Origin of the sequence: Hyphomicrobium sp. DY-1 (assembly GCF_047497105.1) — a bacterium.
Classification (GTDB): domain Bacteria; phylum Pseudomonadota; class Alphaproteobacteria; order Rhizobiales; family Hyphomicrobiaceae; genus Hyphomicrobium_B.
Map to the genome: position 1 here is coordinate 3,216,514 of NZ_CP134870.1, position 22,675 is coordinate 3,239,188.

The following is a 22,675-nucleotide window of genomic DNA, read 5'->3' on the forward strand; positions in this document are numbered from 1 at the left end:
GAAAAATATGAACCCGAATTATCAGAAACTTGCGATTTGGGCGGCACTGTTCGTCCTGTTGCTTGCCCTCTACAATCTCGTCAGCAATCCGAGCACGACGCGCCGGACCAACGAAATTCAATATTCGGAATTTCTTGATGCCGTCGATAAGGGTAACGTAACCGAGGCCGTGATTGCAGGTAATCGGATCACGGGTACGAAGCGCGATGCGAGCAGCGGAGACGTTTCGTTCTCGACTTACGCCCCGGAAGACCCCAACCTCGTAAAGCTTTTGCGCGAGAAGGGTGTAAAATTCAAAGCGCGACCCGCCGAGGATGAAGTGCAATCGATCACGAGCATTCTTCTGAGCTGGTTCCCGATGCTGTTGCTCATCGGCGTGTGGATCTTTTTCATGCGTCAGATGCAGTCCGGCTCCGGTCGAGCCATGGGCTTCGGTAAGTCACGCGCCAAGCTTTTGACGGAGCGCCACGGGCGCGTCACGTTCGAAGACGTGGCCGGCGTCGATGAGGCGAAGGCCGATCTTGAGGAAATCGTCGAGTTTCTGCGCGACCCGCAGAAGTTCCAGCGCCTCGGCGGACGCATTCCGCGCGGCTGTCTGCTCGTCGGTCCTCCCGGCACGGGTAAGACGCTAATCGCGCGCGCCGTGGCCGGTGAAGCCAACGTGCCGTTCTTCACAATCTCCGGTTCCGACTTCGTCGAGATGTTCGTCGGCGTCGGCGCGAGCCGCGTCCGCGATATGTTCGAGCAGGCGAAGAAGAATGCGCCATGCATCATCTTCATCGACGAAATCGACGCTGTCGGCCGCCATCGTGGCGCCGGTCTTGGCGGCGGCAACGACGAGCGCGAGCAGACGCTCAACCAGTTGCTGGTCGAGATGGACGGCTTCGAGGCTAACGAAGGCATCATCATCATCGCGGCGACGAACCGTCCCGACGTGCTCGATCCCGCTTTGCTGCGTCCGGGCCGTTTCGACCGCCAGATCGTCGTTCCGAACCCGGACGTCATGGGACGCGAGAAGATCCTGCGCGTCCATATGAAGAAAGTTCCGCTCGCGCCGGACGTCGATCCGAAGGTGATCGCGCGCGGTACGCCCGGCTTCTCTGGCGCCGATCTCGCGAACCTCGTCAACGAAGCGGCCTTGCTTGCTGCGCGCCGTAACAAACGGCTCGTAACGCAGGCCGAATTCGAAGATTCCAAAGACAAGGTCATGATGGGCGCCGAGCGCAAGACCATGGCCATGACCGAGGAGGAGAAGCTCGCGACCGCTTACCACGAAGCAGGCCATGCGATCGTCAATCTTGTCGTGCCGGGCAACGATCCGCTGCACAAAGTAACGATCATTCCGCGCGGCCGGGCGCTGGGCGTGACGATGAGTTTGCCGGAGCGTGATCGCCTCAGTTATTCGAAGCAGTGGTGCGAGGGCAAGATCGCGATGGCGTTCGGCGGTCGTGTCGCGGAGCAGCTGATTTATGGCCGTGAGCACTTGAATACCGGCGCATCGAGCGACATCAGCCAGGCGACGAACATCGCCAAGAAGATGGTGACTGAGTGGGGCATGAGCGAGAAGCTCGGTCCGCTGCTCTATTCCGAGAACCAGCAGGAAGTGTTCCTCGGCCATTCGATCACGCAGCAGAAGAACATGAGCGATGAGACCGCCAAGCTCATCGACGAAGAAGTTCGCCGCATCGTGACCACCGGCCAGACCACGGCTTGGGAAGTGCTGACGAAGCACAAGGGCGAACTGGAGCTGATGGCGCAGGCGCTGATGGAATACGAGACGATCTCGGGCGATGAGTGCCAGACGATCATGCGCGGCGAGAAGATCTCTCGTCCGACGGATGATGACGGTACGAAGGGGCCCGCCGGTTCGGCTGTTCCCTCGGCCGGTCGTCAGCCGCCGCGTCCGCGCGGAGAACCGCAGGGCGGCATCGACATCGGACCTGAGCCTCAGCCGCAGTAAGTGGCGAGGTCGATGGTCGGCCAATAATTTCCAAGCGGCCGCGATTGTTTCGCGGCCGCTTTTTCATGAGTTATGCGCGCACGGGCAGGCACACACCGGAATGAAACGCTCAATCTATCTGCAACCCACCGCCATCTTCTGGGACCGGAGCGAGCGGCGCGCCGTTGACGAAGCGGATGTGCCTGAGTGGAAGGGCTTGCCGCTGGCTGGCGGTCGGCTGTCGTTCGCCGCGCTCGACGTGCTGACGCGTGGCTCGTCAAGCACCAAGCGGCGGACGGTCGTGCTCGGCGATGCCTTCAGCGGCGATTGGGGGCGGGAAGCGCTGGCTGCTGCCGATATTCTGCAGGAGCTTTCGGAACCGCGGGCGCGGCTTGCCGGTATGTCACTCGACCGGCCGCGCATCATGGGCATCATCAATGTTACGCCCGATAGCTTTTCCGATGGCGGCGAGTTTGCTTCGACGCGCGATGCGGTCGAACACGGTCTGCGTTTGATCGAACAGGGTGCCGACATTCTCGATATTGGCGGCGAGAGCACGCGACCGCAGGCTGACTATGTCGCTGTCGAAGAAGAGCTACGACGCGTCATTCCCGTGATCGAAGGGCTGCGAGCAAAGACGGATGCCGTCATTTCGGTCGATACGCGCAAGTCTGAAGTCATGAAGCGCGCGGCGGCGGCGGGAGCTGATATTCTGAATGACGTTTCGGCCTTCACGCACGAACCGGACGCGCTGGAGGTTGCTGCCGAGACGGGGCTGCCGGTCATTATCATGCACGCGCAGGGCGATCCGAAAACGATGAACGACGATCCGCAGTATGACGACGTCGTGCTCGACGTGTTTGATTATCTGGAGAGCCGCGTGCAGGCGTGCATCGCGGCCGGGATTCCGAAGTCGAAAATCGTCGCCGATCCGGGCATCGGCTTCGGCAAGCATCTGCATCACAACGTGGCGGTGATGGCAGGGTTGTCGCTCTATCATGGGCTCGGCGTGCCGCTGCTTCTCGGCGCGAGCCGTAAGAAGATGATCGGTCAGCTCTGCAACGTGGATGGTGCCAAGAACCGGGTGCCGGGTTCTCTGGCCTGCGCCATCGCGGGCGTTGCGGCAGGCGTTCAGATGGTTCGCGTGCACGACGTGGCGGAAACGAAGCAGGCCGTCGAGGTCTGGCGGGCGTGTTCGGCAGGAACGGAGAAGGGGCTGGACTAAACGACACGGTGGCCGATCCTCCCTCTCATTTTTCGAGAAGGTCCTTGCTGGAAATCCGGACTGCCGCCGCCGGCTAGCATGCCCTATCTCCGGTCTCCAGAGACGGTGAGAGAGGGCAAAGGCGATGAAATTATACGATCTCGATGTTTCCGGAAATTGCTACAAGGTCCGACTGCTTTGTTCGCTGCTCGGCGTCACGGTCGAGCTAATCCCAGTCGACTTTATGGGCGGCGCGCATAAGCGCAGTCCCGTTATCGATCTCAATGCGTTTGCTCAGGTGCCCGTCCTTGAAGACGGCGATGTTATCCTCAGAGATAGTCAGGCGATCCTCGTTTACGTCGCTCGTAAGTGGGGCGGGGAGGCTTGGCTGCCCACCGACGCGGAGTCGATGGCGCGGGTCATGCAGTGGCTCATGGTGGCGGAGAACGAAATCGCACGTGGGCCGGGCGATGCGCGCCTGCATGACAAGTTCAAAATGAATATCGACATCGCGGCGGCGCGAGAGAAGGCGGCGCGCATTCTGACGATCATGGATCGGCATCTTGAAAAGCGGGAGTGGCTGGTTCTCGATAGGCCGACGGTCGCAGACATCGCCTGCATGCCTTATGTCGCGCTCGGTTGGGAGGGTGGCGTACCGCTCGACCCATATCCGGCAATTGCTGCTTGGGTCGAGCGCATCAAGAAACTTCCTGGCTTCATCGGTATGCCGGGTCTTTGACGAAAGGTATGTGCTGTGGATCGTGTCGCGTCTGACATTGCGTTTACGCCTGCGGTGAAGGCCGAGCAGGCTCGGCATGGGTCGCGCCAGCAATACGAGCGCATGGAGCGGCTCAGGGGCTGGCCGACGACGATCACTGAAGATCTCGCGGAACGGATTGCGGAAACGCGTTCGTTCTATTTGGCGACGGCGAGCGCCGACGGGCAGCCTTATGTGCAGCATCGCGGCGGCCCAGCGGGGTTTGTCAAGGTTCTCGACGAGAAGACGCTGGCGTTTGCGGATTTCGGCGGCAACAAGCAATACATCACCGTCGGCAATCTGGGTGAGAATGCGAAGGCGTTCATTTTCATCATGGACTATGTGAACCTGCGCCGCGCCAAACTCTGGGGCACCGCAAAGGTGGTCGAGGGCGACGACGCGCTGCTGTCGCAGCTCAGCGATCCGGGCTACCGCGGCAGGCCGGAGCGGGCGATCGTCTTCACACTCGAAGCGTGGGATCTGAATTGCCCGCAGCATATTCCGCGCATGCTGCCGTTCGACGACGTGAAAGACGCGATCGGCCGGTTGCAGTCCCGCATCGCCGAGCTGGAGGCTGAAAACCAGCGCCTGCAAGACGGACTTGCCGCCGCCGCGCACTGATCAGCGCTGGCTCGCCTTCGTCAGCCGCAATATTGCGTAGAGCGCGAGAATGCCGGCGAGGAGCGCGGCGGCGAGTGCCGGCGCGCGCCAGTCTGCGCTCGCGAGACGGGTGATCAGCAACACGCTGCAGACGCCGATACCGGCAATCGGTAGCGCAATCGGGATTTCGAAGCGGCCGCGCGCTTCCCCGGGGCGGCGCTTCAGAACGACGAGCGCCGCATTCACCGCAATGAAGATCACCAGCAGTAGCAGGACCGTGGCCGCAGCGAGGTCGGCAATCTGGCCGGCGACGACCAATAGCAGGAGCAGTCCGAGCAACGCTGCGATGGCGATGTGCGGTGTCCGGCGGGTCTCATGCACGCGGCCGATAAAGCTCGGCAACAGGCCTTGTCCCGACATGCCGTAGATGAGGCGCGAGGCTGTCACGTAATTGACGAGCGCGGTGTTGGCGACCGAGAAAAGCGCGATGAGCGTCATTAGTTCCGCCGGGATGCTCGGCGCACTCTTTTCGAGGACGGCCGTCAGCGGGCTCGGCGCAGCGGCGAGTTCCTGCCACGGCACGACGGAAACGGCCGTGATCGAGACGGCGACGTAAAGCACCGCTGCGGCGAGGGTGGCCACGATCAAGCCGCGCGGGATCGTGCGCTCGGGATCTTTGCATTCTTCCGCGACATTCACCGCATCCTCGAAGCCGATGAATGCGAAGAAGGCGAGCACGGAAGCTTGCAAGACGACGACGCCGAGGCCGAGATCGGCACGCTCGGGCGGGATTTCGAAATAGTCGACGGTGCCCCAGTACGAGAGGCCGGAGGCGATGACGAGGAGGAGGCCCGAGACTTCCATCAACGTGCAGACGACGTTCACCCACATGCTTTCGCGAATGCCGCGGAAGACGATGCCGGAAAGAATGAGAAGGAAGCCGATGGCGATGATGTTCGGCGACGAGGCTTCCCAGCCAGCCAGGTCGGCGACGATGGCGGCGAAGATTTTTGATTGCGTCGCGACCGACGTCAGCCCGGAAGCAACGAGCGCCAAACCAATGGTGAAGCTCAGAACTGGAATGCCGAAGGCGCGGTCGGTGACGTAGGCGGCGCCGCCCGCGCGCGGGTACCGTGAGCCGAGAGAGGCATAAGACAGCGAGGTCAGCAGCGCCGCAACGAGCGCGGCCAGGAATGACAGCCAGACAGCGGAACCGGCTTCGCCTGCGGCCTTGCCGATCAGGCCGTAGATGCCTGAGCCGACCATGCTGCCGAGCGCATAGAGTGCAAGCTGAGTCGGCCCGACGGAGCGGCGGAGATGAGGGGTTCCGTCGCTCACACTGTCGGTCACCAATACGCTTCTCCCGGTTTAAGGATTGCTGCCGGTCAGCTTGCGGCGGCTTTGCGATCCGCGAGCCGGCGTTCGACGCCTGCCACGATGGCCTTGCGGATATCGTCGGTTCGTTTCAGCGAGGCGTCAACCGGGACATGTTGCGCTTCGGCGAAGGCACGTAGATTTTCGGCCGACTTGATATCTTTCAGCCGCAGCATCAGGCCGTCGCGGCCATGCTTCGCCAAGGCGACAAGCGCGGAGAACAGGTACGGATTGAAGTTCTCGGCGCGGTCGTGCCGCTCCTGAACGGCGATCTCGCTTTCGATCTTTGGCGGCGAAGGAGGCGTCGCGGCAGCTTCCGGCAGGTCGGCAGGGACCTCCCACACCAACATGCGATTGACGGACTTCGTTAGTGAGGCTGCAAGTTTTTCGGCTGCTTCCGCATCGAGAGACGTTTCGCGCCGGATGTGGGCACGAAAGAAGTTGAGCATCTCATCGCCGGGCCAGAGCTGTTTGCCTTTGCTCATGATCGACGTCTTTTCGCTCTCAACGGTTAAGAAACAGCGACTGCGGCTTTCTTTTTCGCGGCGACCGTTTCTACCAGTCGCGCGATTTCCTGGTGAAGCTCTTTCACGTCACCGGCAGCATCGCCGTATTTGGCGTCGATCGGGCGGAGCTTGCCAAGATAGTCGAAAGCGTTGGCGATGCCGTTGCGCTGCGGCAGGAACGTCTCGAGCACAGGATGCACGAGGCTAATTTCTTCGATCATCATATAGTCGCGGTCGTCGTTGCGCACGTAGTTTGCGAGGCAGACGTAACGGCGGTCTTCCGGCGGCATCTCGGCCAGATCGTCGAGGTTGCGCATGTCCTCGATCAGCATGGCGACGCGGTCGACGGCAAGTTGCGAGACGTAGTCGGGGCGGAACGGGACAATCACCTTGTCAGCCGTCTTGAGCGCCGCGAGCGCCGCGAACGACAGGCCGGGCGCGCAATCCAGAATGACGACGTCATAGTCGCCTTCGAAGCGGCGGATGAGGCTTTCCATGCGGCCGCGTACACGGTTGGCGACGACCTCGGGCACGTTGCTCTGGTTCGCCTGCTTCAGGTACAGCTCGCCCTGGATATCCTCGAGCAGAAGAGATCCCGGCACGAGCGAGATCGGCGCGGGCTTGCCGTTTGCCGCAGAGACGTCCCCGACGTTCTTGGCGACATAGTCGCGCGCATTTGCCGGGATGCCGTCGAAAAGATCGTAGAAATAGTCGGCGATCGTCTTGCCGGCCTTGCGGGATTCGTTCCAGCCCTGGCCGCCCATAAGGATCAGTGAGGCGTTGCACTGGGAGTCGAGGTCGATCAGAAGGACGCGCTTGTTGCCATAGACCGCCAGGCCGTGCGCGAGCATCACCGAAACCGTGGATTTGCCGACGCCGCCCTTTCGGTTTGCGACCGCAAGAAAGACTGCCATAATTGCGTTACCTCTCAGATCGCGCACGCCAATTCAGTCCTCTGAGGCGCGCGATTCATCAATAGCCGAGCTATGGGCCGATTCCATGTCGCTTCGCCACCCCGCGCGAGGACGCTCGGCAGGTGCGGCTTTATTAGCGCTGTTTTCAACCCTCAGTGGAATTCCGTGCAAAATTTTGTTTCATTCAACCATGGGGATGGAATGCGGAACAGCTCTCGGGCATCTATGATGGCGAGGGGTGAGGGGGAAGCAGGTCGTCTCGGTGCGACACGCGTTTCTCCGCCAATTCCGGATTGCTTCGCCGGGGCCAAAAAGGCCGGCTGCAAGCGTTCCGGCTCTACGGGAGGATAGCATGGCACGGCGGTATTTCGGCACAGACGGCATTCGCGGTCTCGCCAATCGTCACCCGATGACGTCGGAACTGGCGTTGAAGGTCGGCATGGCGGCCGGAACCGTTTTCCGGTCCGGTACGCATCGCCATCGTGTCGTCATCGGCAAGGACACGCGGCTCTCAGGCTATATGCTCGAAGCCGCACTGATGTCGGGCTTCACCGCTGTCGGCATGGATGTGTTTCTGCTTGGGCCCATGCCGACGCCGGCGGTCGCGATGTTGACGCGGTCGCTGCGCGCCGATCTCGGCGTGATGCTATCGGCATCGCATAACCCATCGCACGATAACGGCATCAAGCTGTTCGACCCTGACGGTTACAAGCTGTCCGACGATATGGAACAGCAGATCGAGGATCTAATCGACGCGGACAGCCGGACGCTGCTTGTCGATGCCGATCGGATCGGACGGGCAACCCGGGTCGAGAGCGCGCAGGAACGCTATATCGAATTCGCCAAGCGGACGATGCCGAAGCAGCTGCGCCTCGCAGGGCTCCGGATCGTCATCGACTGCGCCAACGGCGCTGCCTACAAGGTCGCGCCGGAAGCGTTGTGGGAGCTTGGTGCGGAAGTCATTAAGATTGGCGTCGAGCCAAACGGTCTCAACATCAATTTGAACTGCGGTTCGACTTCGCCGCAGACGCTGGTCGACAAGGTCAAGGAGTTGCGCGCCGACATTGGCATCGCGCTCGACGGCGACGCCGACCGCGTCGTGATCGTCGATGAGAAGGGCGATATCGTCGATGGCGATCAGCTGATGGCAGTGATCGCCGAAAGCTGGCATCGCACCGGCAAGCTCGCGGGTGGCGGTATCGTCGCGACGGTGATGAGCAATCTCGGGCTTGAGCGGTACTTGCGGTCTATTGGTCTCTCCTTGGCGCGCACGCCGGTTGGCGACCGTTATGTGACCGAACACATGCGCAAACACGGTTTCAACGTCGGAGGCGAGCAGTCGGGCCATATCGTGTTGTCGGATTTCACGACGACGGGTGATGGACTGGTTTCTGCGCTGCAGATTCTCGCCTGCGTCGTGGCGACCGGAAAGACAGTATCGGAAGTCTGCAATCGCTTTCGCCCGTTGCCGCAGATTTTGCAGAACGTGCGCTATTCAAACGGGCAGCCGCTCGAGGACACGCGCGTGGTCAAGGCGATCGAAGGCGCGAAAGCAAAGCTTGGCGAGAACGGGCGCCTCGTCATCCGGCCATCGGGCACGGAGCCTGTCATTCGCGTGATGGCGGAAGGCGACGATGAGAAAATCGTATCCAGCATCGTGGGCGACATCGTCGATGCCGTGAAGTCGGCAGCAGCCGCGGCTTAGTGGGACGTTTGTCCTGGCATCCTCGGGTTCGTTCTCGATGGTAATAGACTTAGGTGCAGGCACAGGGCTGCACGGCCACAAGTCAGCGTGCGGCATTTACCTTTCGTTAGGACTATGGCCACGGCTAGGCGTGCCACAATTCGACGGCGATTAAGGCTCCCTTAAACACTCTCGGCAATATTCGGGTTCGATTTTAAATCCGGTTCGGCGAATCGCGCGGACCGGTTCCTAGGGAACCCGTATGTTTTTTGCGCGCACAGTTCCGTTTGTCAGCGCTGCGCTTCTGTTCGGAGGCGCCGTTGGGGCGTCTGCGGCCGATCTCGGGACGCCCGATCTCGACACTGCGCCGACGATGGCGCCGATGCCTCAGCAATTTACGTGGAAGTGGTATCTGCGCGCCGATGGCGGGTACACGTGGTATCCGACGCCGGGCATGTCTTTCAGCGATTTCGACACGCACGATACGAAGTCGGAAGGCGCATGGACCGTCGGCGGCGGCATCGGCCAGTATTACGCGTGGGGCTTCCGCGGCGACATCACCGTCGATCATATGTTCGACGCCAAGAACGAAACCGATTTCGATTTCGGGTCTTCGCAACTCGATTTCAACAGCACGGTCGTGCTTGCGAACCTCTATTACGAATTCAATCGCGGCGGGCGCTTCGTGCCTTATATCGGCGGCGGCATCGGCTGGGCGCATAACGAAACGAATTCGGGAACGGTCACGACGGCGGCGGGCACATCGTCATACGGCGGACAATCGAGCGACAACTTCGCGGCCGCAGCCATGGCCGGCATCTCGTGGCGCCTGTGGGGCGGCCGGACGATGTATGTTTCGGGCAGCACGAAAGATGCCGATCCCGTCGAGGTCAATACGGGGCACGCGGTCTATCTCGATTTCGGATACCGCTTTCTCTACCTCGGCGACGCCAAGACGGTGGCATTCGATGCCGACGGCACGACGGCGGCCGAGAAGCTCAAAGAAATCACCGCGCACCAGTTTCGTATCGGTGTGCGTTACGACCTGAATTAGGGGGGCGGACGCGTTTTGTCCGCTAAGTAAATGAGTAGGCAGGCGCGGGGGGCTGCGTCTGCTTGGAATGCCAACAGGTGCGGTTTGTACTGCGGTGTTTCGCGTACGTGTGTCCACGTTATTGCGTCGTGCGCTTCCCTTTAAGGGAAGCGCACAGGACACCGTCCGAAGACCGTTTTTCCCTCCCTTGGCTTTGTTAGCGCAAGCGTAGCGTCGAGCAGAGTCACTAGTGGCGTGCGTTTTGTCTTGAGCGCCGACTTCAAAGGGTGGGGCGATGAAATCTACCATTGCGTGGATTGCGACGATATTTGTGATGGCTTCCGGTGCGGCGCCTGCGATGGCAGCCGATTGGGGAGGCGTCAAAGACATGGGCGGCGGCGTGCCGATCCCGGTGCCTGCTCCTGCACCGGTCCCGACATATGATGCGGACAGCGATTGGTATATCGGGCTGTCGCTTGGCGGAAATCTGCTGACGGACGCTACGATTAAAGATTCCGATCCCAACATGCCAGTCAAGGACGGCAATGATATTGCTTCGTCCCCGACATTTGGACTGACTTTCGGCCGCTACATCACACCGTCGCTACGTTGGGAAATTGCAGTCGATTATACCCCCAATACCAACTTGATCGACGGGCAGGTTAAGTATCGAACGTTTGGTGAGCCTGGCACTGCTATCGAGACACAACAGTATGGTGTATTTCGCAACGACACTGTGAAGCTCTCGCGAACGACAGCGCTCTTCAATCTGCTTTACGATATTCCGACTGGAACGCGCTTCACGCCTTATCTCGGTGGCGGCTTCGGATTCACGTGGCGGCGTTTGGAGCGCAGCTATACCGAGAATGCGAGCTGTGCCGATACCTTCGATTTTCCCGGCATTAGTTGCAATCTTGGATCGCCGCCATCGTCGAGTACGTCCGGCTCGAGTTCCAAGAACCAGATCAATTTTGCCGCAGCGGTTCAGGCGGGCGTTTCGACAGACCTCACAGACTCGATCGTTTGGGACAACGGCTGGCAGATGCTGTGGGAGAGTGGGGGCATCTCAATCGATGGCGATTCGATTTCCGGCAATAATCGCCTGACCTTCAAAGATTCAATCCTGCAGCAGTTCCGCTCGGGCATTCGCATCAAGTTCGATTAGAAAGCGTGCACCCTTGTGTTGCTTTGGTGCCGAAAGGCGGCCGTTCGCGGCCGCCTTTTTCTTTGGGCGGACGGCATGCTAAGAGGCCTCCATGCCGAAGATTTTGAAGCCCAAAACAACTCCTGAAAGGCCGTTCTTTTCGTCCGGGCCCTGCGCCAAGCGGCCGGGGTGGCGGCCGGATGCACTCAGCAATGCGCTGGTCGGGCGCTCGCACCGCTCGGCGGAGGGTCGGGAGCGATTGAAGCTTGCCGTCACGCGCACGCATGAGCTTCTGCGATTGCCGTCCGGTTATGAAGTCGCCATCGTTCCGGGCTCGGATACCGGCGCGTTCGAAATGGCGATGTGGAATTTGCTCGGACAGCGCGGCGTCGATGTTCTTGCCTGGGACGTGTTCGGCCGCAACTGGCTGCGGGACGCAACATCCGAACTAAAGCTTGCCGATCTCAGAACGTTCGAAGCCGAACCGGGGTATCTGCCTGATCTTGGTCAGGTGGATTTCTCGCGCGACGTCCTTTTCACCTGGAACGGCACGACGACGGGTGTGCGTGTGCCGGATGCGAACTGGATCGCATCGGATCGCGATGGCCTCGTCATGTGCGACGCGACGTCGGCGCTGCTCGCAGAAGAGATCGACTTCCGCAAGATCGATGTGCTGACGTATTCCTGGCAGAAGGTGCTTGGCGGCGAGGGCGCGCACGGCATGCTGATCCTGTCGCCGCGCGCGCTCGAACGGCTGGAAACGCATCGGCCGCCTTGGCCGGTGCCGAAGCTTTTCCGGCTATGGAATGCCGACGGCGTCCTGCGCGACGTGTTCGAAGGTGTGACGCTCAATACGCCGTCGATGCTATGCGTCGAGGACTATCTCGATGCGCTCGCCTGGGCCACAGAGATTGGCGGACTAGAAGCGACGATCGCGCGTGCCGACGCTAACGCAGCGCTGCTTTACGATTGGATCGAGCGGACGGATTGGATTGCGCCCTTGGCCGTCGATCCGCAGACGCGGTCGCACACGTCGGTCGCGATGCGCTTTGTAGAACCGCAACTTGCTGCCGCCTCGGAGAGCGTTCGCGCTGATGTCATGCGCGCGATGGTGCAGTTACTCGAAGCCGAAGCGGCGGCGTTCGATATCGCGGCTTATCGTGGAATGCCCGCGGGTCTGCGGATCTGGTGCGGCGCGACGGTCGAGACGCAAGACATCGCCGCGCTTCTGCCCTGGCTCGATTGGGCCTATGCGGAGGCCCGTGCCGTCATCGCGGCCCAAAAATGAGCCGATCCCGCTCGCAAACTGGTAAAAACTGGTCCTGTCAATGCCTTTTTCTCGCGCATACCATCGGTCATAATCAGCTGGGCTCACCAGCGCGCTAGGGTGCGGTCTTCCCCACGTGTGAGAAACGATCAACGAGAGGTCACAACGCGATGCGCTTTGTCTTAGCGGCTGTTTGGGCGGCTGTCTGGTTTTCCGCCTTGTCCGCACCGGCATTTGCGGCTCAGGTTCCGGCAACGTCGGCCGTTGATGCGGTGACGGTGTTCCTGTCGGGGGCAGAAGTGACGCGACTGGCGAAGGTGCATCTCGATAAGGGCGAGCACACGATTGTCGTCGGTGACCTGCCGGCGAGCGCCATTCCGGGCTCGATTCGCGTCGAAGGGCGGGCGTCCGGTAAGCTCGATATCGGTTCTGTCGATACAGCGCAGAAAATGCTGCAGCGTGCTGAAAGCGAAGCGGCGGACGCGCAGCGTAAAATTCTCGAAGACAAGATACAGACGTTGAAGGATCAGCGGAAAACTATCGAGGCCCAGGCGCTGGCGGCAAAGACGCAGCAGAAGCTGATCGCCAACCTGGCGCAATTGCCGACGCGGCCCGCCCCGCAGGGCGAGCCTGCGACGGCGCTCGATGACTGGACAAAGGTTCTGGCGCTCATCGCGCAGGGAACGACCGATGCGGGCAAGCTCGCGCTCGATGCCGAGCAGAAGACACGAGACATCGACCGGCAGATCGCCGACGCCAAGGCGCAGATGTCGTCGCTTGCTCCGGCGCGTACGCGGCAGACGGAAGTGCGCATTCATGTGATCGCGCAGAGCCCGCTCGATGTCGATTTGAGCATTCACTATCAGGTGCCGGATGCACATTGGACGCCGCTTTATGATGCGCGCCTTTCGACGGGCACCAAAACCGAGCCGCCGAAGCTTTCGATCGACCGGCGGGCTGCCATTTCGCAGGTGACAGGCGAGGACTGGAACGGCGTTTCAATGGAACTTTCGACGGCGCGTCCGTCGGATGGATCTGCGGCGCCGGATATTGAGACGCAGTTCGTCGATTTCGAGCCGGAGCCAAAGCCTGTAGCGGCAATGCCGGCTCCGCCACCCGCTCCGACGCTGATGGCGCGTCGTAAGATGGATGCGGAGCTTGACGCTACACTCGGTGCGGGTGCGGAGGCTAACGCCCCCGTCGCGGCTGAAGAAGCCGTTGCACAGCTCAAAAGTGCGCCGTTCGATGCGACGTTTGGGGTTCCGGGGCGGGTGACCGTGGCGGCGAACGGCGAGCCCAAGCGCGTCTTGATCGCGTCCGAAAGTAGCGAGCCGACGCTTGGCTGCCGCTCAGTCCCGAAGGTTGATACTAACGCCTACCTCTACGCCCGGATCAATGTGGCCAAGGGGAGCCCCATGCTGCCGGGCACCGTCTATCTTTTCCGGGATGGGACGTTCGTCGGAACCGGAAATTTACCACTTTTGCGCCCCGGAGAAGACCACGATATCGGTTTCGGCGTTGACGATCAGGTGAAAGTCAAGCATGCGGTGCTGGAAGATAAGCGCGGCGAGACCGGGCTGATTTCGACGTCGCATGTCGATAGCCGGAATTTCCAGGTCAACGTCAAGAACATGCATGAGCGGCCGATCGACGTAACGATTCTCGATCGCGTTCCGGTCTCGCAGAACGACGACATCAAGGTCGAGATGACGGGCAAGGCGTCGCCCACTACGACCAACGTCGATGACAAGCGCGGCGTCATCGCCTTCCAGGCGAAGCTGGAGCCGGATGAGGAGAAAATCCTCGAGTATGGCTATCGGGTTTCGTGGCCTGCGTCGAAGTCGGTCGTTTACGGGCCTTGAGGCGGGCGCTTCAAGTCCCAGGTTTAACAAGCGGGTGTGCCGCATGGCCCTGGCTCGAGCCGGGGCCAATTCATGAGAAGGCTGAGAAGGTTTAAGACTTATGGCGAATGTCGTCGTGATCGGAGCCCAGTGGGGCGACGAGGGCAAAGGCAAAATCGTGGACTGGCTCTCGGAGCGCGCCGACGTCGTCGTGCGTTTTCAAGGTGGGCATAACGCCGGGCACACGCTGGTGATCGGCGACAAGACGTTCAAGCTGTCGCTGCTGCCGTCGGGCGTGGTGCGGCCGGACAAGATGTCGGTGATCGGCAACGGCGTCGTCATTGATCCGTGGGCGCTCGTGAGCGAGATCGAGCGGCTCAGGGAGCAGGGAATTTCGATCACGCCGGATAATCTGCGCATCGCCGAGAACGCGGCGCTGATCCTGCCGCTGCATCGCGAACTCGACGTCGTGCGCGAAGCCGCAGCCGGCACGGAGAAGATCGGTACGACGGGTCGCGGTATCGGTCCGGCCTATGAAGACAAGGTCGGCCGCCGGGCGATCCGATTCCAGGATTTGGCGACGCCCGAGACGCTCGGGCCGAAGGTCGATCGTTTGCTGGCGCATCACAACGCGTTGCGGCGCGGGCTTGGTCAGGAAGAGATTTCGAAGGCGAAGCTGATCGATGATCTCGTCACGATCGCGCCGAAGGTTCTGCCTTACTCGGACGTGACCTGGGAATTCCTCGACGATGCGTGGCGGCAGGGAAAGCGCATTCTGTTCGAGGGTGCGCAGGGCGCGCTGCTCGATGTCGATCATGGCACGTATCCGTTCGTTACCTCGTCGAACACCGTTGCTGCGCAAGCGGCGACCGGCTCCGGTATCGGTCCGCGCCACGTCGGCTACGTGCTCGGGATCGCGAAGGCCTATACGACGCGTGTTGGCTCGGGTCCGTTTCCGTCGGAGCTGACGGATGCCATCGGCGAGAAGATCGGTGAGCGCGGCCGAGAGTTCGGTACCGTGACGGGACGCAAGCGCCGCTGCGGCTGGTTCGACAGCGTCCTCGTCCGGCAGGTGGCCAAGGTGTCCGGCATTGACGGCATTGCGCTGACGAAGCTCGACGTGCTCGACGGCTTCGACACGATTCGCATTTGCGTCGGTTACAAGCTTCGCGGCGAGCGGCTCGACCGGCTGCCTGCAAGCGCTACGGCACAGGCCGAGATCGAACCGATCTATGAAGAGTTCGAGGGCTGGTCGGAATCGACCTACGGTGCGCGGCGCTGGGCGGATCTGCCGGCGCAGGCAGTGAAATACGTTCGCCGCGTCGAAGAGCTGATCGAATGTCCGGTCACGCTACTCTCGACGAGCCCCGAGCGCGACGACACGATCCTGATGAAGGACCCATTTATCTGATCTGACGAGTTTCGGCGCGAGGGGGAGCGAAGCTGATGTTTTTCGTCGCGTCGAAAGTCATTTTCTTCTGCATTCAGCCTTCGAACCTGGTGTTCTTTGCGCTGCTCGGTGGCACGCTGCTTCTGGGCTGGTGTCCAAAGTGGGGGCGGCGGCTGCTTTATGCCGGTCTCGCCGGTATCGTGCTGTTCGGCTATCTGCCTGGCGGGAACATTCTGGTCCTGCCACTCGAAGAGCGCTTCGCCTCGCGCGTTCCGGCTGTGCCGCACGAGAAGATCAGCGGCATCATTCTGCTGGGTGGCTTCGAGGATATTTCCATCACGCGGGCGCGCGGCGGATTGGCGCTCAACGAAGCCGCTGAGCGTTTGACCGAGACGCTTCGGCTCGCTCATGAACTGCCCGAGGCCAAGGTCGTTTTCACCGGCGGCAGCGGGGCGCTGTTCGGCGACAACGGCATCGCGGATGCAGTGAAGCAGTTCTTCATCGACGCAGGAATCGCGCCCGACCGCATCGTCATCGAAAACGACTCGCGCAATACCTATCAGAACGCCGTCTTCACGAAGGCGCTGCTGAGGCCCGTTCAGCAAGATCGCTGGCTGCTCGTGACGTCCGCCTATCACATGCCGCGTTCCATTGGCGTGTTTCGCAAGGTCGGCTTCGACGTTGTGCCGTATCCCGTCGATTTCCGCACGCGCGACTGGGACGATACGTTCCGTCCGTTCGATAGCTTCGCGGCGGGACTGCAGCGCACGGATCTGGCCGTCAAGGAATGGATTGGGCTCGTCGCCTATTGGATCACAGGGCGAAGCTCGGCGATTTTTCCCGGCCCTTGAACCGCGGCGCCGCGCAGTCGTGCTGGCGCCGTTCGCTTGACGAGTGCGGCGCACACGGACGACCCCGTGCGCTTTCGGTGTTTTTGGCTGGAACAATCACGCCGCGAGCACTGTTGAAACGTCGAATCTTGGCGAGGAGACGTGTGCAGTGCACGAGATCATCTATCTGATCGGACTAATCGTGGTCATCTCGTTTCTTCTGAGCCTTCTGGGTTTTAGATGATCGAAGGAGATGCGCAGATGGCCGATGTCATCGAAATCGAGGCGACGACCCCAGCTGAATCCTTCCTGAGCTGGCGAGGTATTCTCGCCGGGGCGGCAGCAGGTTCAGCGTTTTCTCTGGTCCTTATTTCCCTTGGACTTGCGGGTGGCTTGTCGCTGCTGTCGCCGTGGCCGGGTCAGTCGCACACGGGATTGGCGGCAAGCGTAGCGGCAGCTTGGAGTTTGATCGCGACGATCGCCTCGTTCCTGATTGCCGGATTTGTTGCGGCGCGCGTGCGGCCGCGTATTGCAGATGTGCCTGCGGACGAAGTCGAATTTCGCGACGGCGTGCAAGGGTTCGTCGCGTGGGCAGTGTGCGTGTTGTTTGCGGGACTGATCGCAGTCGGCGCGAGCGGTCTTGCTCTGCACGCCACGTCCGCCGTCGCCAAATTCTCGGACCGAACATCGTCAAGCCCGCTGGCGGCAATTGTGTCTACGCTGGCAGCGCCACCTGAAGGCAAGCCGGTGACGGCGGCGGTGCCACTGTTCACGGCCGACGAGACGCGCACCATTGAAGGCGTTTTTCTGAAATCGGTCGGCAGTGGCGGATTGGCGCCGAAGGATAAATCGTTCGTAGCAAACATCGTCGCTGCAAGAGCCGGTATTCCGCTGAGCGATGCCGAGACGCGAGTCGATGTGGCTTATGCGGATGCAGTCGCAGCTCTCGACAAAGCGAAGAAGGCCACCGAGCTGTCCGGGCTGCTGACAGGTATCGGTCTGCTGATCGGCCTGGCAGCGGCTTGGTATGGCGGCGTCCGCGGCGGCAAGAGCCGTGACGAGAACATGCCCGGCCGCCTGAGGTTCGGCGGCTGGTGAGGCGAGGACCGGCCGGCTATTGGCCCAGGATGATGCGCGGCTTACGGCGCGGTTTCGGCAGCGTCGGCAAGGGCGGTCCGAACAGCGGCTGAACAAGATTATAGTTGGGACCGGCTGCACCGCCGCTGTTGCTGCCGTTCCAGCCCGAGTCCGGGCCGAGCATGGTGTCGGGCGGCAACGTTGGGCCTAAGCGATCGACGGGCGCCACCGGAACGTCTCCGGCTGGGCCGCGCGGCCCTGAACCTGAACGGGGTTCCGCGCCGGCCGCACCAACCGACAGGGCCAGCAAGGCCGCGGCGGCACTGGAGATGGCGAGGGGTCTCATCTGGCTGTCCTCTGCGAGAGCGTGGCACATCCGGCCAAAGATCAATCGCTAGATTAATCTCTGGCGCCGGAGACGGAAAGACCATCCGATCGTATCCTCTCGGCTGCTGCTTAAAGGGCACAAGCGGGACAAAGAGCCTTGAACCACGCGAGAAAATGGGCGCTGACCCCAGAGTTCACGCAGTGCAGGCGGCTTCACATTACATGCGGAACGACGCAAATCCGTTAAATGGCCCCCCGCAATTGCGAGGATCAGGAGCTGGTCGGGACTGTGATCGGGTCGATGGTGATAATGCCGTTTGAAGAGTTGGAGCTTCCCTGCAGGATCTGGAGGACCGGAGAAGTCGAGGTCACGTCAGAATTGTTGATGTCATAAAGTGCTGAGAATTGTGCGATGAGCTTGGTCAGCTTTTGCGGGTCTTGGAGGTCTGTGAGGTTGAGCTTCTTAGTGATCATCGTGGCCTGGGTATCGATATCGGCGTTCGACATATAGCTCGACAGGCCAAGGGCGGTCTGGGTGAATTGCAGAAGCGCTTTGTCGCCCAGGATCTGGTAAGCTGACGTGATGGTCGGAGCCTTTTTCAAGAAATAAAGAGCGAGCTGCACGCCGGTGCTCTGGTCGCCCGCTTGCGTTTCCATCGTCTGCTCGACGTAACCGTCCTTGGTAGTGACGATCTGGCTGCGATCCTGGACCTGATTGATCGGCACGCTGAGCGTATTGCCGTCTGTCCCGAAATTGAAGGCGACGTCGAGAGCGCGATACTGCGCATTTTCAGGCTTGTTGATGTAGCTGGTCGGGTCGGTCGGATCGCTGGTTAGGATTTTGCGCAAATCCGTAGTGGTAAGATTGGCGTCCTTTAAATTGTAGGCATCGAGCGCGTAGTTGACGAGGCGCTGGTCCTTCAGGAAGTCGTCGACATTCGTGATCGAGCCGATCGTCGATGTGTAGTAATTGCTTTCGGCTGTAGCCAATGTCTGCTGCTGTGTGGCTGTCGTGCCGGAGGCGACCGCGCCACCGTTGTGTCTCGTGTATGCCGTCACCGTTGTCGCGAGGTTGGTGTTGGTTTGCGCAACGTTGGCCGTTTTTGCATTGCCGTCGGCGTCGAAATTGAAATCCTGCGCCAGCTTTATGTACGCGGCGTTGTGCGACTGGTTCGCAAAGCTGTGCGGATCGTTGGGATCGCTCGTCAGGATCTTGGTCAGCGTATATTTCGACGTCGTATCGGAATTGAGCCCGTAGGCGGCCATGATGAAAGAGTATGCGGTGCCGCTCAAGAGATCGCTGACGGTCGTGATGCCTTCGACCGTGCTCTTATACGCGGTAATAGCGCGATCGTTCGAGGCCTGCAGGTTGTCATCGAAGGTGTTCGAATAAAGATTGACCACGTTGTTGAGCTGATCTGTCGTTTGGATCGAGCCGTTGATGGAGCCGTCGGTGTTGAAGTTGAAGGATTGGGCGAGCTTTTTGTAGGCCGTATTGGTTTGCTGATTGGCGACGCTGTTGGGATCGGAGAGATCGCTCGTTAGCACCTGCTTAAGCAGCGTTCTGGATGTGAGGCTGGGGGTGAGCCCAAAGGCTGTCAGCGCAACATCGACGAGGGCGTTGTTGGCGAGGAAATCATCAACGTTGGACACCGTGCCGATAGTTGATTTGTAGTATTGCGTTTTGTAGTCGGCGGCCTGCTGGCTGGCGTTCGTGCCAGTCGCGTTGAAATATTGATAGACGGTTGTGGCCGTGTTCGCTGCCGACTGGGCCGTGCCGTTGACGCTACCGTCGGTATTGAAATTAAAGGCTGCCGCCAGCGTCTTATAATTCGAATTGTTCAGCGTGTTTGCGACACTATTGGGATCGGACAGATCGCTCGTTAGGACCGCGCGGATCGTGGATTTCGAAATAAGATCTGGATCGATGCCGTAGGATCTGACCGCGACGTCGTATAGGCGAGGGTTTGCCATTAGCTGATCGACGGACGTGATGTTGCCGATGTTGGCCTGATAGTATGTCGCTTCGGTTTGGGCTGATGTCGCTTTGTTGACCTGAGCCTGTGTGTAGAGATCAATCGTATCGTCTTCGTCGTTGGTATTCTGGGCCGTCACTGCCTGCTGAGCGACGGTGCCGTCGGTCGAGAATTGATAGGCCTTGGCGAAGGTGAGAAAGCGCGGATCGGTGAGCTTGTTGACGAAGCTACTGCTGTCGCTCAGGTCGCTGGTCAGCACCTTTTTCATGAAGGCCTTGGCGTAGGCCATGTCGCTCAGGCCGTATGCCGTCATCGCATACGAGAACAGGCGCTGATTGTTCAGGAAGTCATCGACGGACTTCACCTTGCCGATGTTGTCTTGATAATACTGTGCGGCAGTGGAAACGTCCGACTGAGAACTGATGCGGGCAAGCGTTTTCGAGAGGTCGGCCGCGTAGCTCTGATAGAGGAGATACGTTGAGGTCATCGCCGGCTTTCCCATTCCGTGGCTTGCATCGAGCGGACTGTCGCCGAGGCAGCTTGCGTGGGCCTGCCCCTGGCGCGTTTCGATGTTTGATACAACTCGTGTGATGATGCCCGCGCGGAATCCTCCGGCGATTCGGTTACGAGGGCGTTACGATCACAGACGGCCTTGGTCCAATCAGGTGGGTTTTCGAGCAGGGGGCTCTGCAACCACAAGGCCGCGATACTCGGTGAGGGCGTCGGCCGCGAGTTCGTAGGCCAGGATGCGCTGCGGATTGACCGGGCCAGGAAAAACGATCTGGCCCATCGGCACGGGCTTGAAGCCGAAGCGGCCGTAATAGGGATGGTCGCCGACGAGCACGATAAGGCGGGCGCCGCCGTTGCGCGCAGCCTCCAGTGCTGCCGCGATCAGCTTACTGCCGAGGCCAAGGCTGCGGTGTTCGTTGTCAACGGCGATCGGTCCGAGCAGGACCGCACCCGTCTTGCCGCCAATGGCGATCTCAGTCGTGCGGATCGAGGCAATAACCGTTTTGCCGAGACAGGCGACAAGGCAAAAGCGCGACAGGTGCCCCTTGCCCTCGCGCACGCGATAGGCGGAGCGGGCAAAGCGTCCCGGACCGAACACGCGCGCATGCAACTTGGATATCTCGGCGATATCGTCGGGAAGCGCGGGGCGGATGGTCAGGGACGGGGACATGCGCGAACACAGAAAGCTGGAGGCCGAAGGAATGCAGCCGCGGCTTCTATCATACTTCCGGCGCCATGCGATCCTCGACGGAGCGGCGAATTCGCTCGGCCGTCTGAGCGCCCGTGTCCGGCGGAAGGGATTGGATCGGGAAAAAACCGACCTCGCGGGTGGTGAGCGCGGTTACACGCCGCCAATGGCGAACGAGGTACACTCCCGTTTGCTCATTTTTCCCCCTGGCATAGAAGAACGACAGATCCGGTTGGCCGTTAACCTCGATGCCGGCGACCTCGCGCAGGACGCGGCGGAGGGCCGTTTCAAGATTTTCGCTGTTATGAACCGATCCCACCGGCAATTCCCAGGTGCTGCCACTTTCGTTTTGGACCATAAGAGTGCGCCCCGCTTCGTCGATGACACAGGCTTCGACGGAGAGGTTCAGCCCACGCGCTACCCGCCAATACTTTTGAAACACGCGGGCCATCCATCGACCGAGCAGCGGAATGTCTTCTCTCAACGGCAAACTCTCCTTCGGCAATGCCCGTCGCTGGACATTTCCCATCCGCAGGGTGATCTAGACGTGCGTTTCTCTATATATCGTTCCCGCCGCCAATGACCGAAGCTTTCACGCTCGCGCATTTTTCCGACGTGCACCTGCCGTCTACCGTGCGGGCGGCGTGGCCTTTTTGGAATGCCAAACGTCTGCTCGGATACGCCAACTGGATGCGCAAGCGGCGGCGCGTTCACGTGCGTTCGGTCGCCGACAGATTAGTGGCGGACGCGAAAGCGTTGAGGCCCGATCATATCGCCATCACGGGCGACCTCATCAATCTGGGATTGCCGGGAGAGTACGAGGCGGCGCTCGGTTGGCTGAGGACCGTTGGGGCGCCTCGGGACGTGACGGTCGTTCCCGGCAATCACGACATTTATTCAAGCCTGCATGGCCATGCCGGAATTGGGCGGTGGGCGCAGTATATGGGCGACGAAGACGACACGCTGGCATTTCCGTTCGTCCGTCGCGTCGGGCCTCTCGCGCTCGTCGGCTTGAACTCGGCCGTCGAGACACCGCCGTTTTATGCCGGCGGCAAGCTTGGTCGCCATCAACTCGAAATTGCCAGCGAGCTTCTTGATGCACTTGGCCAAGAAGGCGTCATTCGCGTTGTGCTGATTCATCATCCGCCATTGCCGGATCTCGCGCCGACACGACGGGCATTGAGCGATGCGGCGCATCTTTCGCATTTGCTCGAACGTGGGAATGCTGAACTCGTGCTCTATGGACACAATCATCAACCGCGGCTCGATTGGCTACATTCGCGCGGCAAAGCCGTTCCGATCATCGGCGCAGCATCGGCGTCAGCGGCGATGGCGCATGGCGAAGAGCCGCCTGCAAACTACAATCTCTTCACATTCTTTAAAAACGAAAAGGGATTGCGCATTCGTCATATCGTGCGCGGTATCGATGGGCCGGAAAGCGCGGTCAGGAAGATCAGCGAAACGGTGTTGAAGGCGCCGGCATAAATTTCAGGCAGCGCAGTTCAGTGTCGCGGCCATATGCCACGCGCAAATGAAAGCAGCGTTGCGATGCCTCATCGTGACGCGTCTTCTCTCTATGCAGCGCATGTATGCTTGTGTTCTGAGCAAGTGTGA

General features: G+C 60.6%; 20 protein-coding genes. 13 read left to right on the plus strand and 7 right to left on the minus strand.

The window, feature by feature from the left end:
- Positions 1-7: 7 nt before the first annotated feature.
- The 4 genes from ftsH to RLW41_RS15590 all read left to right on the plus strand — a co-directional run bounded on the left by ftsH (position 8) and on the right by RLW41_RS15590 (position 4,521).
- Entirely contained in the window at positions 8-1,960 is a 1,953-nt protein-coding gene (gene ftsH, locus RLW41_RS15575) for an ATP-dependent zinc metalloprotease FtsH (protein WP_409562535.1), read from the plus strand.
- Positions 1,961-2,060: 100 nt separating this feature from the next.
- The gene (gene folP, locus RLW41_RS15580) at positions 2,061-3,164 is read left to right on the plus strand and encodes a dihydropteroate synthase (protein WP_409562536.1); all 1,104 of its coding nucleotides are present in this window, start codon (positions 2,061-2,063) and stop codon (positions 3,162-3,164) included.
- A gap of 124 nt (positions 3,165-3,288) precedes the next feature.
- Positions 3,289-3,882, plus strand: coding sequence for a glutathione S-transferase family protein (locus tag RLW41_RS15585; RefSeq protein WP_414462042.1), 594 nt, complete (start codon positions 3,289-3,291; stop codon positions 3,880-3,882).
- A 15-nt stretch (positions 3,883-3,897) separates the two neighbouring features.
- Positions 3,898-4,521: a pyridoxamine 5'-phosphate oxidase family protein gene (locus RLW41_RS15590; RefSeq protein ID WP_414462043.1), complete on the plus strand. Its 624-nt coding sequence runs from the start codon at positions 3,898-3,900 to the stop codon at positions 4,519-4,521.
- Here RLW41_RS15590 and RLW41_RS15595 read toward each other — a convergent pair whose 3' ends face one another.
- The 3 genes from RLW41_RS15595 to RLW41_RS15605 are packed head-to-tail and all read right to left on the minus strand — an operon-like array spanning position 4,522 to position 7,294.
- Positions 4,522-5,850: an APC family permease gene (locus RLW41_RS15595; RefSeq protein WP_414462044.1), complete on the minus strand. Its 1,329-nt coding sequence runs from the start codon at positions 5,848-5,850 to the stop codon at positions 4,522-4,524. It lies immediately after the preceding gene.
- Positions 5,851-5,885: 35 nt separating this feature from the next.
- Entirely contained in the window at positions 5,886-6,359 is a 474-nt protein-coding gene (locus RLW41_RS15600; protein WP_414462045.1) for a hypothetical protein, read from the minus strand.
- Between the two features lie 26 nt (positions 6,360-6,385).
- Positions 6,386-7,294 (minus strand): ParA family protein, encoded by a 909-nt coding sequence (locus tag RLW41_RS15605; protein WP_013946665.1) that lies wholly within the window; start codon positions 7,292-7,294, stop codon positions 6,386-6,388.
- Positions 7,295-7,646: 352 nt separating this feature from the next.
- Here RLW41_RS15605 and glmM point away from each other — a divergent pair, with 352 nt between their 5' ends.
- From glmM to RLW41_RS15645, 8 genes are all read left to right on the plus strand, one after another.
- Positions 7,647-8,999 (plus strand): phosphoglucosamine mutase, encoded by a 1,353-nt coding sequence (gene glmM / locus RLW41_RS15610; protein WP_414462046.1) that lies wholly within the window; start codon positions 7,647-7,649, stop codon positions 8,997-8,999.
- A 241-nt stretch (positions 9,000-9,240) separates the two neighbouring features.
- Complete coding sequence (locus RLW41_RS15615; protein ID WP_414462047.1) at positions 9,241-10,032, plus strand: outer membrane protein; 792 nt, start codon at positions 9,241-9,243, stop codon at positions 10,030-10,032.
- Between the two features lie 274 nt (positions 10,033-10,306).
- On the plus strand, positions 10,307-11,176 hold the full coding sequence (locus RLW41_RS15620; protein WP_414462048.1) for an outer membrane beta-barrel protein: 870 nt from the start codon (positions 10,307-10,309) through the stop codon (positions 11,174-11,176).
- Between the two features lie 91 nt (positions 11,177-11,267).
- On the plus strand, positions 11,268-12,443 hold the full coding sequence (locus RLW41_RS15625) for a phosphoserine transaminase (RefSeq protein ID WP_414462049.1): 1,176 nt from the start codon (positions 11,268-11,270) through the stop codon (positions 12,441-12,443).
- Between the two features lie 149 nt (positions 12,444-12,592).
- Positions 12,593-14,284, plus strand: a complete 1,692-nt coding sequence (locus RLW41_RS15630; protein WP_409562546.1) for a mucoidy inhibitor MuiA family protein — start codon at positions 12,593-12,595, stop codon at positions 14,282-14,284.
- Between the two features lie 100 nt (positions 14,285-14,384).
- Positions 14,385-15,674, plus strand: a complete 1,290-nt coding sequence (locus tag RLW41_RS15635) for an adenylosuccinate synthase (RefSeq protein WP_409562547.1) — start codon at positions 14,385-14,387, stop codon at positions 15,672-15,674.
- A 35-nt stretch (positions 15,675-15,709) separates the two neighbouring features.
- Entirely contained in the window at positions 15,710-16,504 is a 795-nt protein-coding gene (locus tag RLW41_RS15640) for a YdcF family protein (RefSeq protein ID WP_414462050.1), read from the plus strand.
- Positions 16,505-16,744: 240 nt separating this feature from the next.
- Positions 16,745-17,581, plus strand: coding sequence for a hypothetical protein (locus RLW41_RS15645; protein ID WP_414462051.1), 837 nt, complete (start codon positions 16,745-16,747; stop codon positions 17,579-17,581).
- A 16-nt stretch (positions 17,582-17,597) separates the two neighbouring features.
- Here the strand turns inward: RLW41_RS15645 and RLW41_RS15650 are convergent, their stop codons facing one another.
- The 4 genes from RLW41_RS15650 to RLW41_RS15665 all read right to left on the minus strand — a co-directional run bounded on the left by RLW41_RS15650 (position 17,598) and on the right by RLW41_RS15665 (position 21,545).
- Positions 17,598-17,906, minus strand: a complete 309-nt coding sequence (locus RLW41_RS15650; protein ID WP_409562550.1) for a hypothetical protein — start codon at positions 17,904-17,906, stop codon at positions 17,598-17,600.
- Positions 17,907-18,157: 251 nt separating this feature from the next.
- Entirely contained in the window at positions 18,158-20,350 is a 2,193-nt protein-coding gene (locus RLW41_RS15655) for a DUF1217 domain-containing protein (protein ID WP_414462052.1), read from the minus strand.
- A gap of 174 nt (positions 20,351-20,524) precedes the next feature.
- Positions 20,525-21,043, minus strand: a complete 519-nt coding sequence (locus RLW41_RS15660; protein ID WP_414462053.1) for a GNAT family N-acetyltransferase — start codon at positions 21,041-21,043, stop codon at positions 20,525-20,527.
- Between the two features lie 49 nt (positions 21,044-21,092).
- Positions 21,093-21,545: an NUDIX domain-containing protein gene (locus RLW41_RS15665; RefSeq protein ID WP_414462054.1), complete on the minus strand. Its 453-nt coding sequence runs from the start codon at positions 21,543-21,545 to the stop codon at positions 21,093-21,095.
- A 95-nt stretch (positions 21,546-21,640) separates the two neighbouring features.
- Here RLW41_RS15665 and RLW41_RS15670 point away from each other — a divergent pair, with 95 nt between their 5' ends.
- Complete coding sequence (locus RLW41_RS15670) at positions 21,641-22,546, plus strand: metallophosphoesterase family protein (protein WP_414462055.1); 906 nt, start codon at positions 21,641-21,643, stop codon at positions 22,544-22,546.
- Positions 22,547-22,675: the final 129 nt, after the last annotated feature.

What these genes read in the sequence shown, in the direction of transcription:
- RLW41_RS15640 (WP_414462050.1), top strand. Translation starts at nt 15,710, where the DNA reads ATGTTTTTCGTCGCGTCGAAAGTCATTTTCTTCTGCATTCAGCCTTCG.
- RLW41_RS15600 (WP_414462045.1), bottom strand. Translation starts at nt 6,359, where the DNA reads ATGAGCAAAGGCAAACAGCTCTGGCCCGGCGATGAGATGCTCAACTTC.
- RLW41_RS15615 (WP_414462047.1), top strand. Translation starts at nt 9,241, where the DNA reads ATGTTTTTTGCGCGCACAGTTCCGTTTGTCAGCGCTGCGCTTCTGTTC.
- glmM (WP_414462046.1), top strand. Translation starts at nt 7,647, where the DNA reads ATGGCACGGCGGTATTTCGGCACAGACGGCATTCGCGGTCTCGCCAAT.
- RLW41_RS15645 (WP_414462051.1), top strand. Translation starts at nt 16,745, where the DNA reads ATGGCCGATGTCATCGAAATCGAGGCGACGACCCCAGCTGAATCCTTC.
- RLW41_RS15660 (WP_414462053.1), bottom strand. Translation starts at nt 21,043, where the DNA reads ATGTCCCCGTCCCTGACCATCCGCCCCGCGCTTCCCGACGATATCGCC.
- RLW41_RS15630 (WP_409562546.1), top strand. Translation starts at nt 12,593, where the DNA reads ATGCGCTTTGTCTTAGCGGCTGTTTGGGCGGCTGTCTGGTTTTCCGCC.
- RLW41_RS15625 (WP_414462049.1), top strand. Translation starts at nt 11,268, where the DNA reads ATGCCGAAGATTTTGAAGCCCAAAACAACTCCTGAAAGGCCGTTCTTT.
- folP (WP_409562536.1), top strand. Translation starts at nt 2,061, where the DNA reads ATGAAACGCTCAATCTATCTGCAACCCACCGCCATCTTCTGGGACCGG.
- RLW41_RS15605 (WP_013946665.1), bottom strand. Translation starts at nt 7,294, where the DNA reads ATGGCAGTCTTTCTTGCGGTCGCAAACCGAAAGGGCGGCGTCGGCAAA.
- RLW41_RS15670 (WP_414462055.1), top strand. Translation starts at nt 21,641, where the DNA reads ATGACCGAAGCTTTCACGCTCGCGCATTTTTCCGACGTGCACCTGCCG.
- RLW41_RS15655 (WP_414462052.1), bottom strand. Translation starts at nt 20,350, where the DNA reads ATGACCTCAACGTATCTCCTCTATCAGAGCTACGCGGCCGACCTCTCG.
- RLW41_RS15635 (WP_409562547.1), top strand. Translation starts at nt 14,385, where the DNA reads ATGGCGAATGTCGTCGTGATCGGAGCCCAGTGGGGCGACGAGGGCAAA.
- RLW41_RS15650 (WP_409562550.1), bottom strand. Translation starts at nt 17,906, where the DNA reads ATGAGACCCCTCGCCATCTCCAGTGCCGCCGCGGCCTTGCTGGCCCTG.
- RLW41_RS15585 (WP_414462042.1), top strand. Translation starts at nt 3,289, where the DNA reads ATGAAATTATACGATCTCGATGTTTCCGGAAATTGCTACAAGGTCCGA.
- RLW41_RS15620 (WP_414462048.1), top strand. Translation starts at nt 10,307, where the DNA reads ATGAAATCTACCATTGCGTGGATTGCGACGATATTTGTGATGGCTTCC.
- ftsH (WP_409562535.1), top strand. Translation starts at nt 8, where the DNA reads ATGAACCCGAATTATCAGAAACTTGCGATTTGGGCGGCACTGTTCGTC.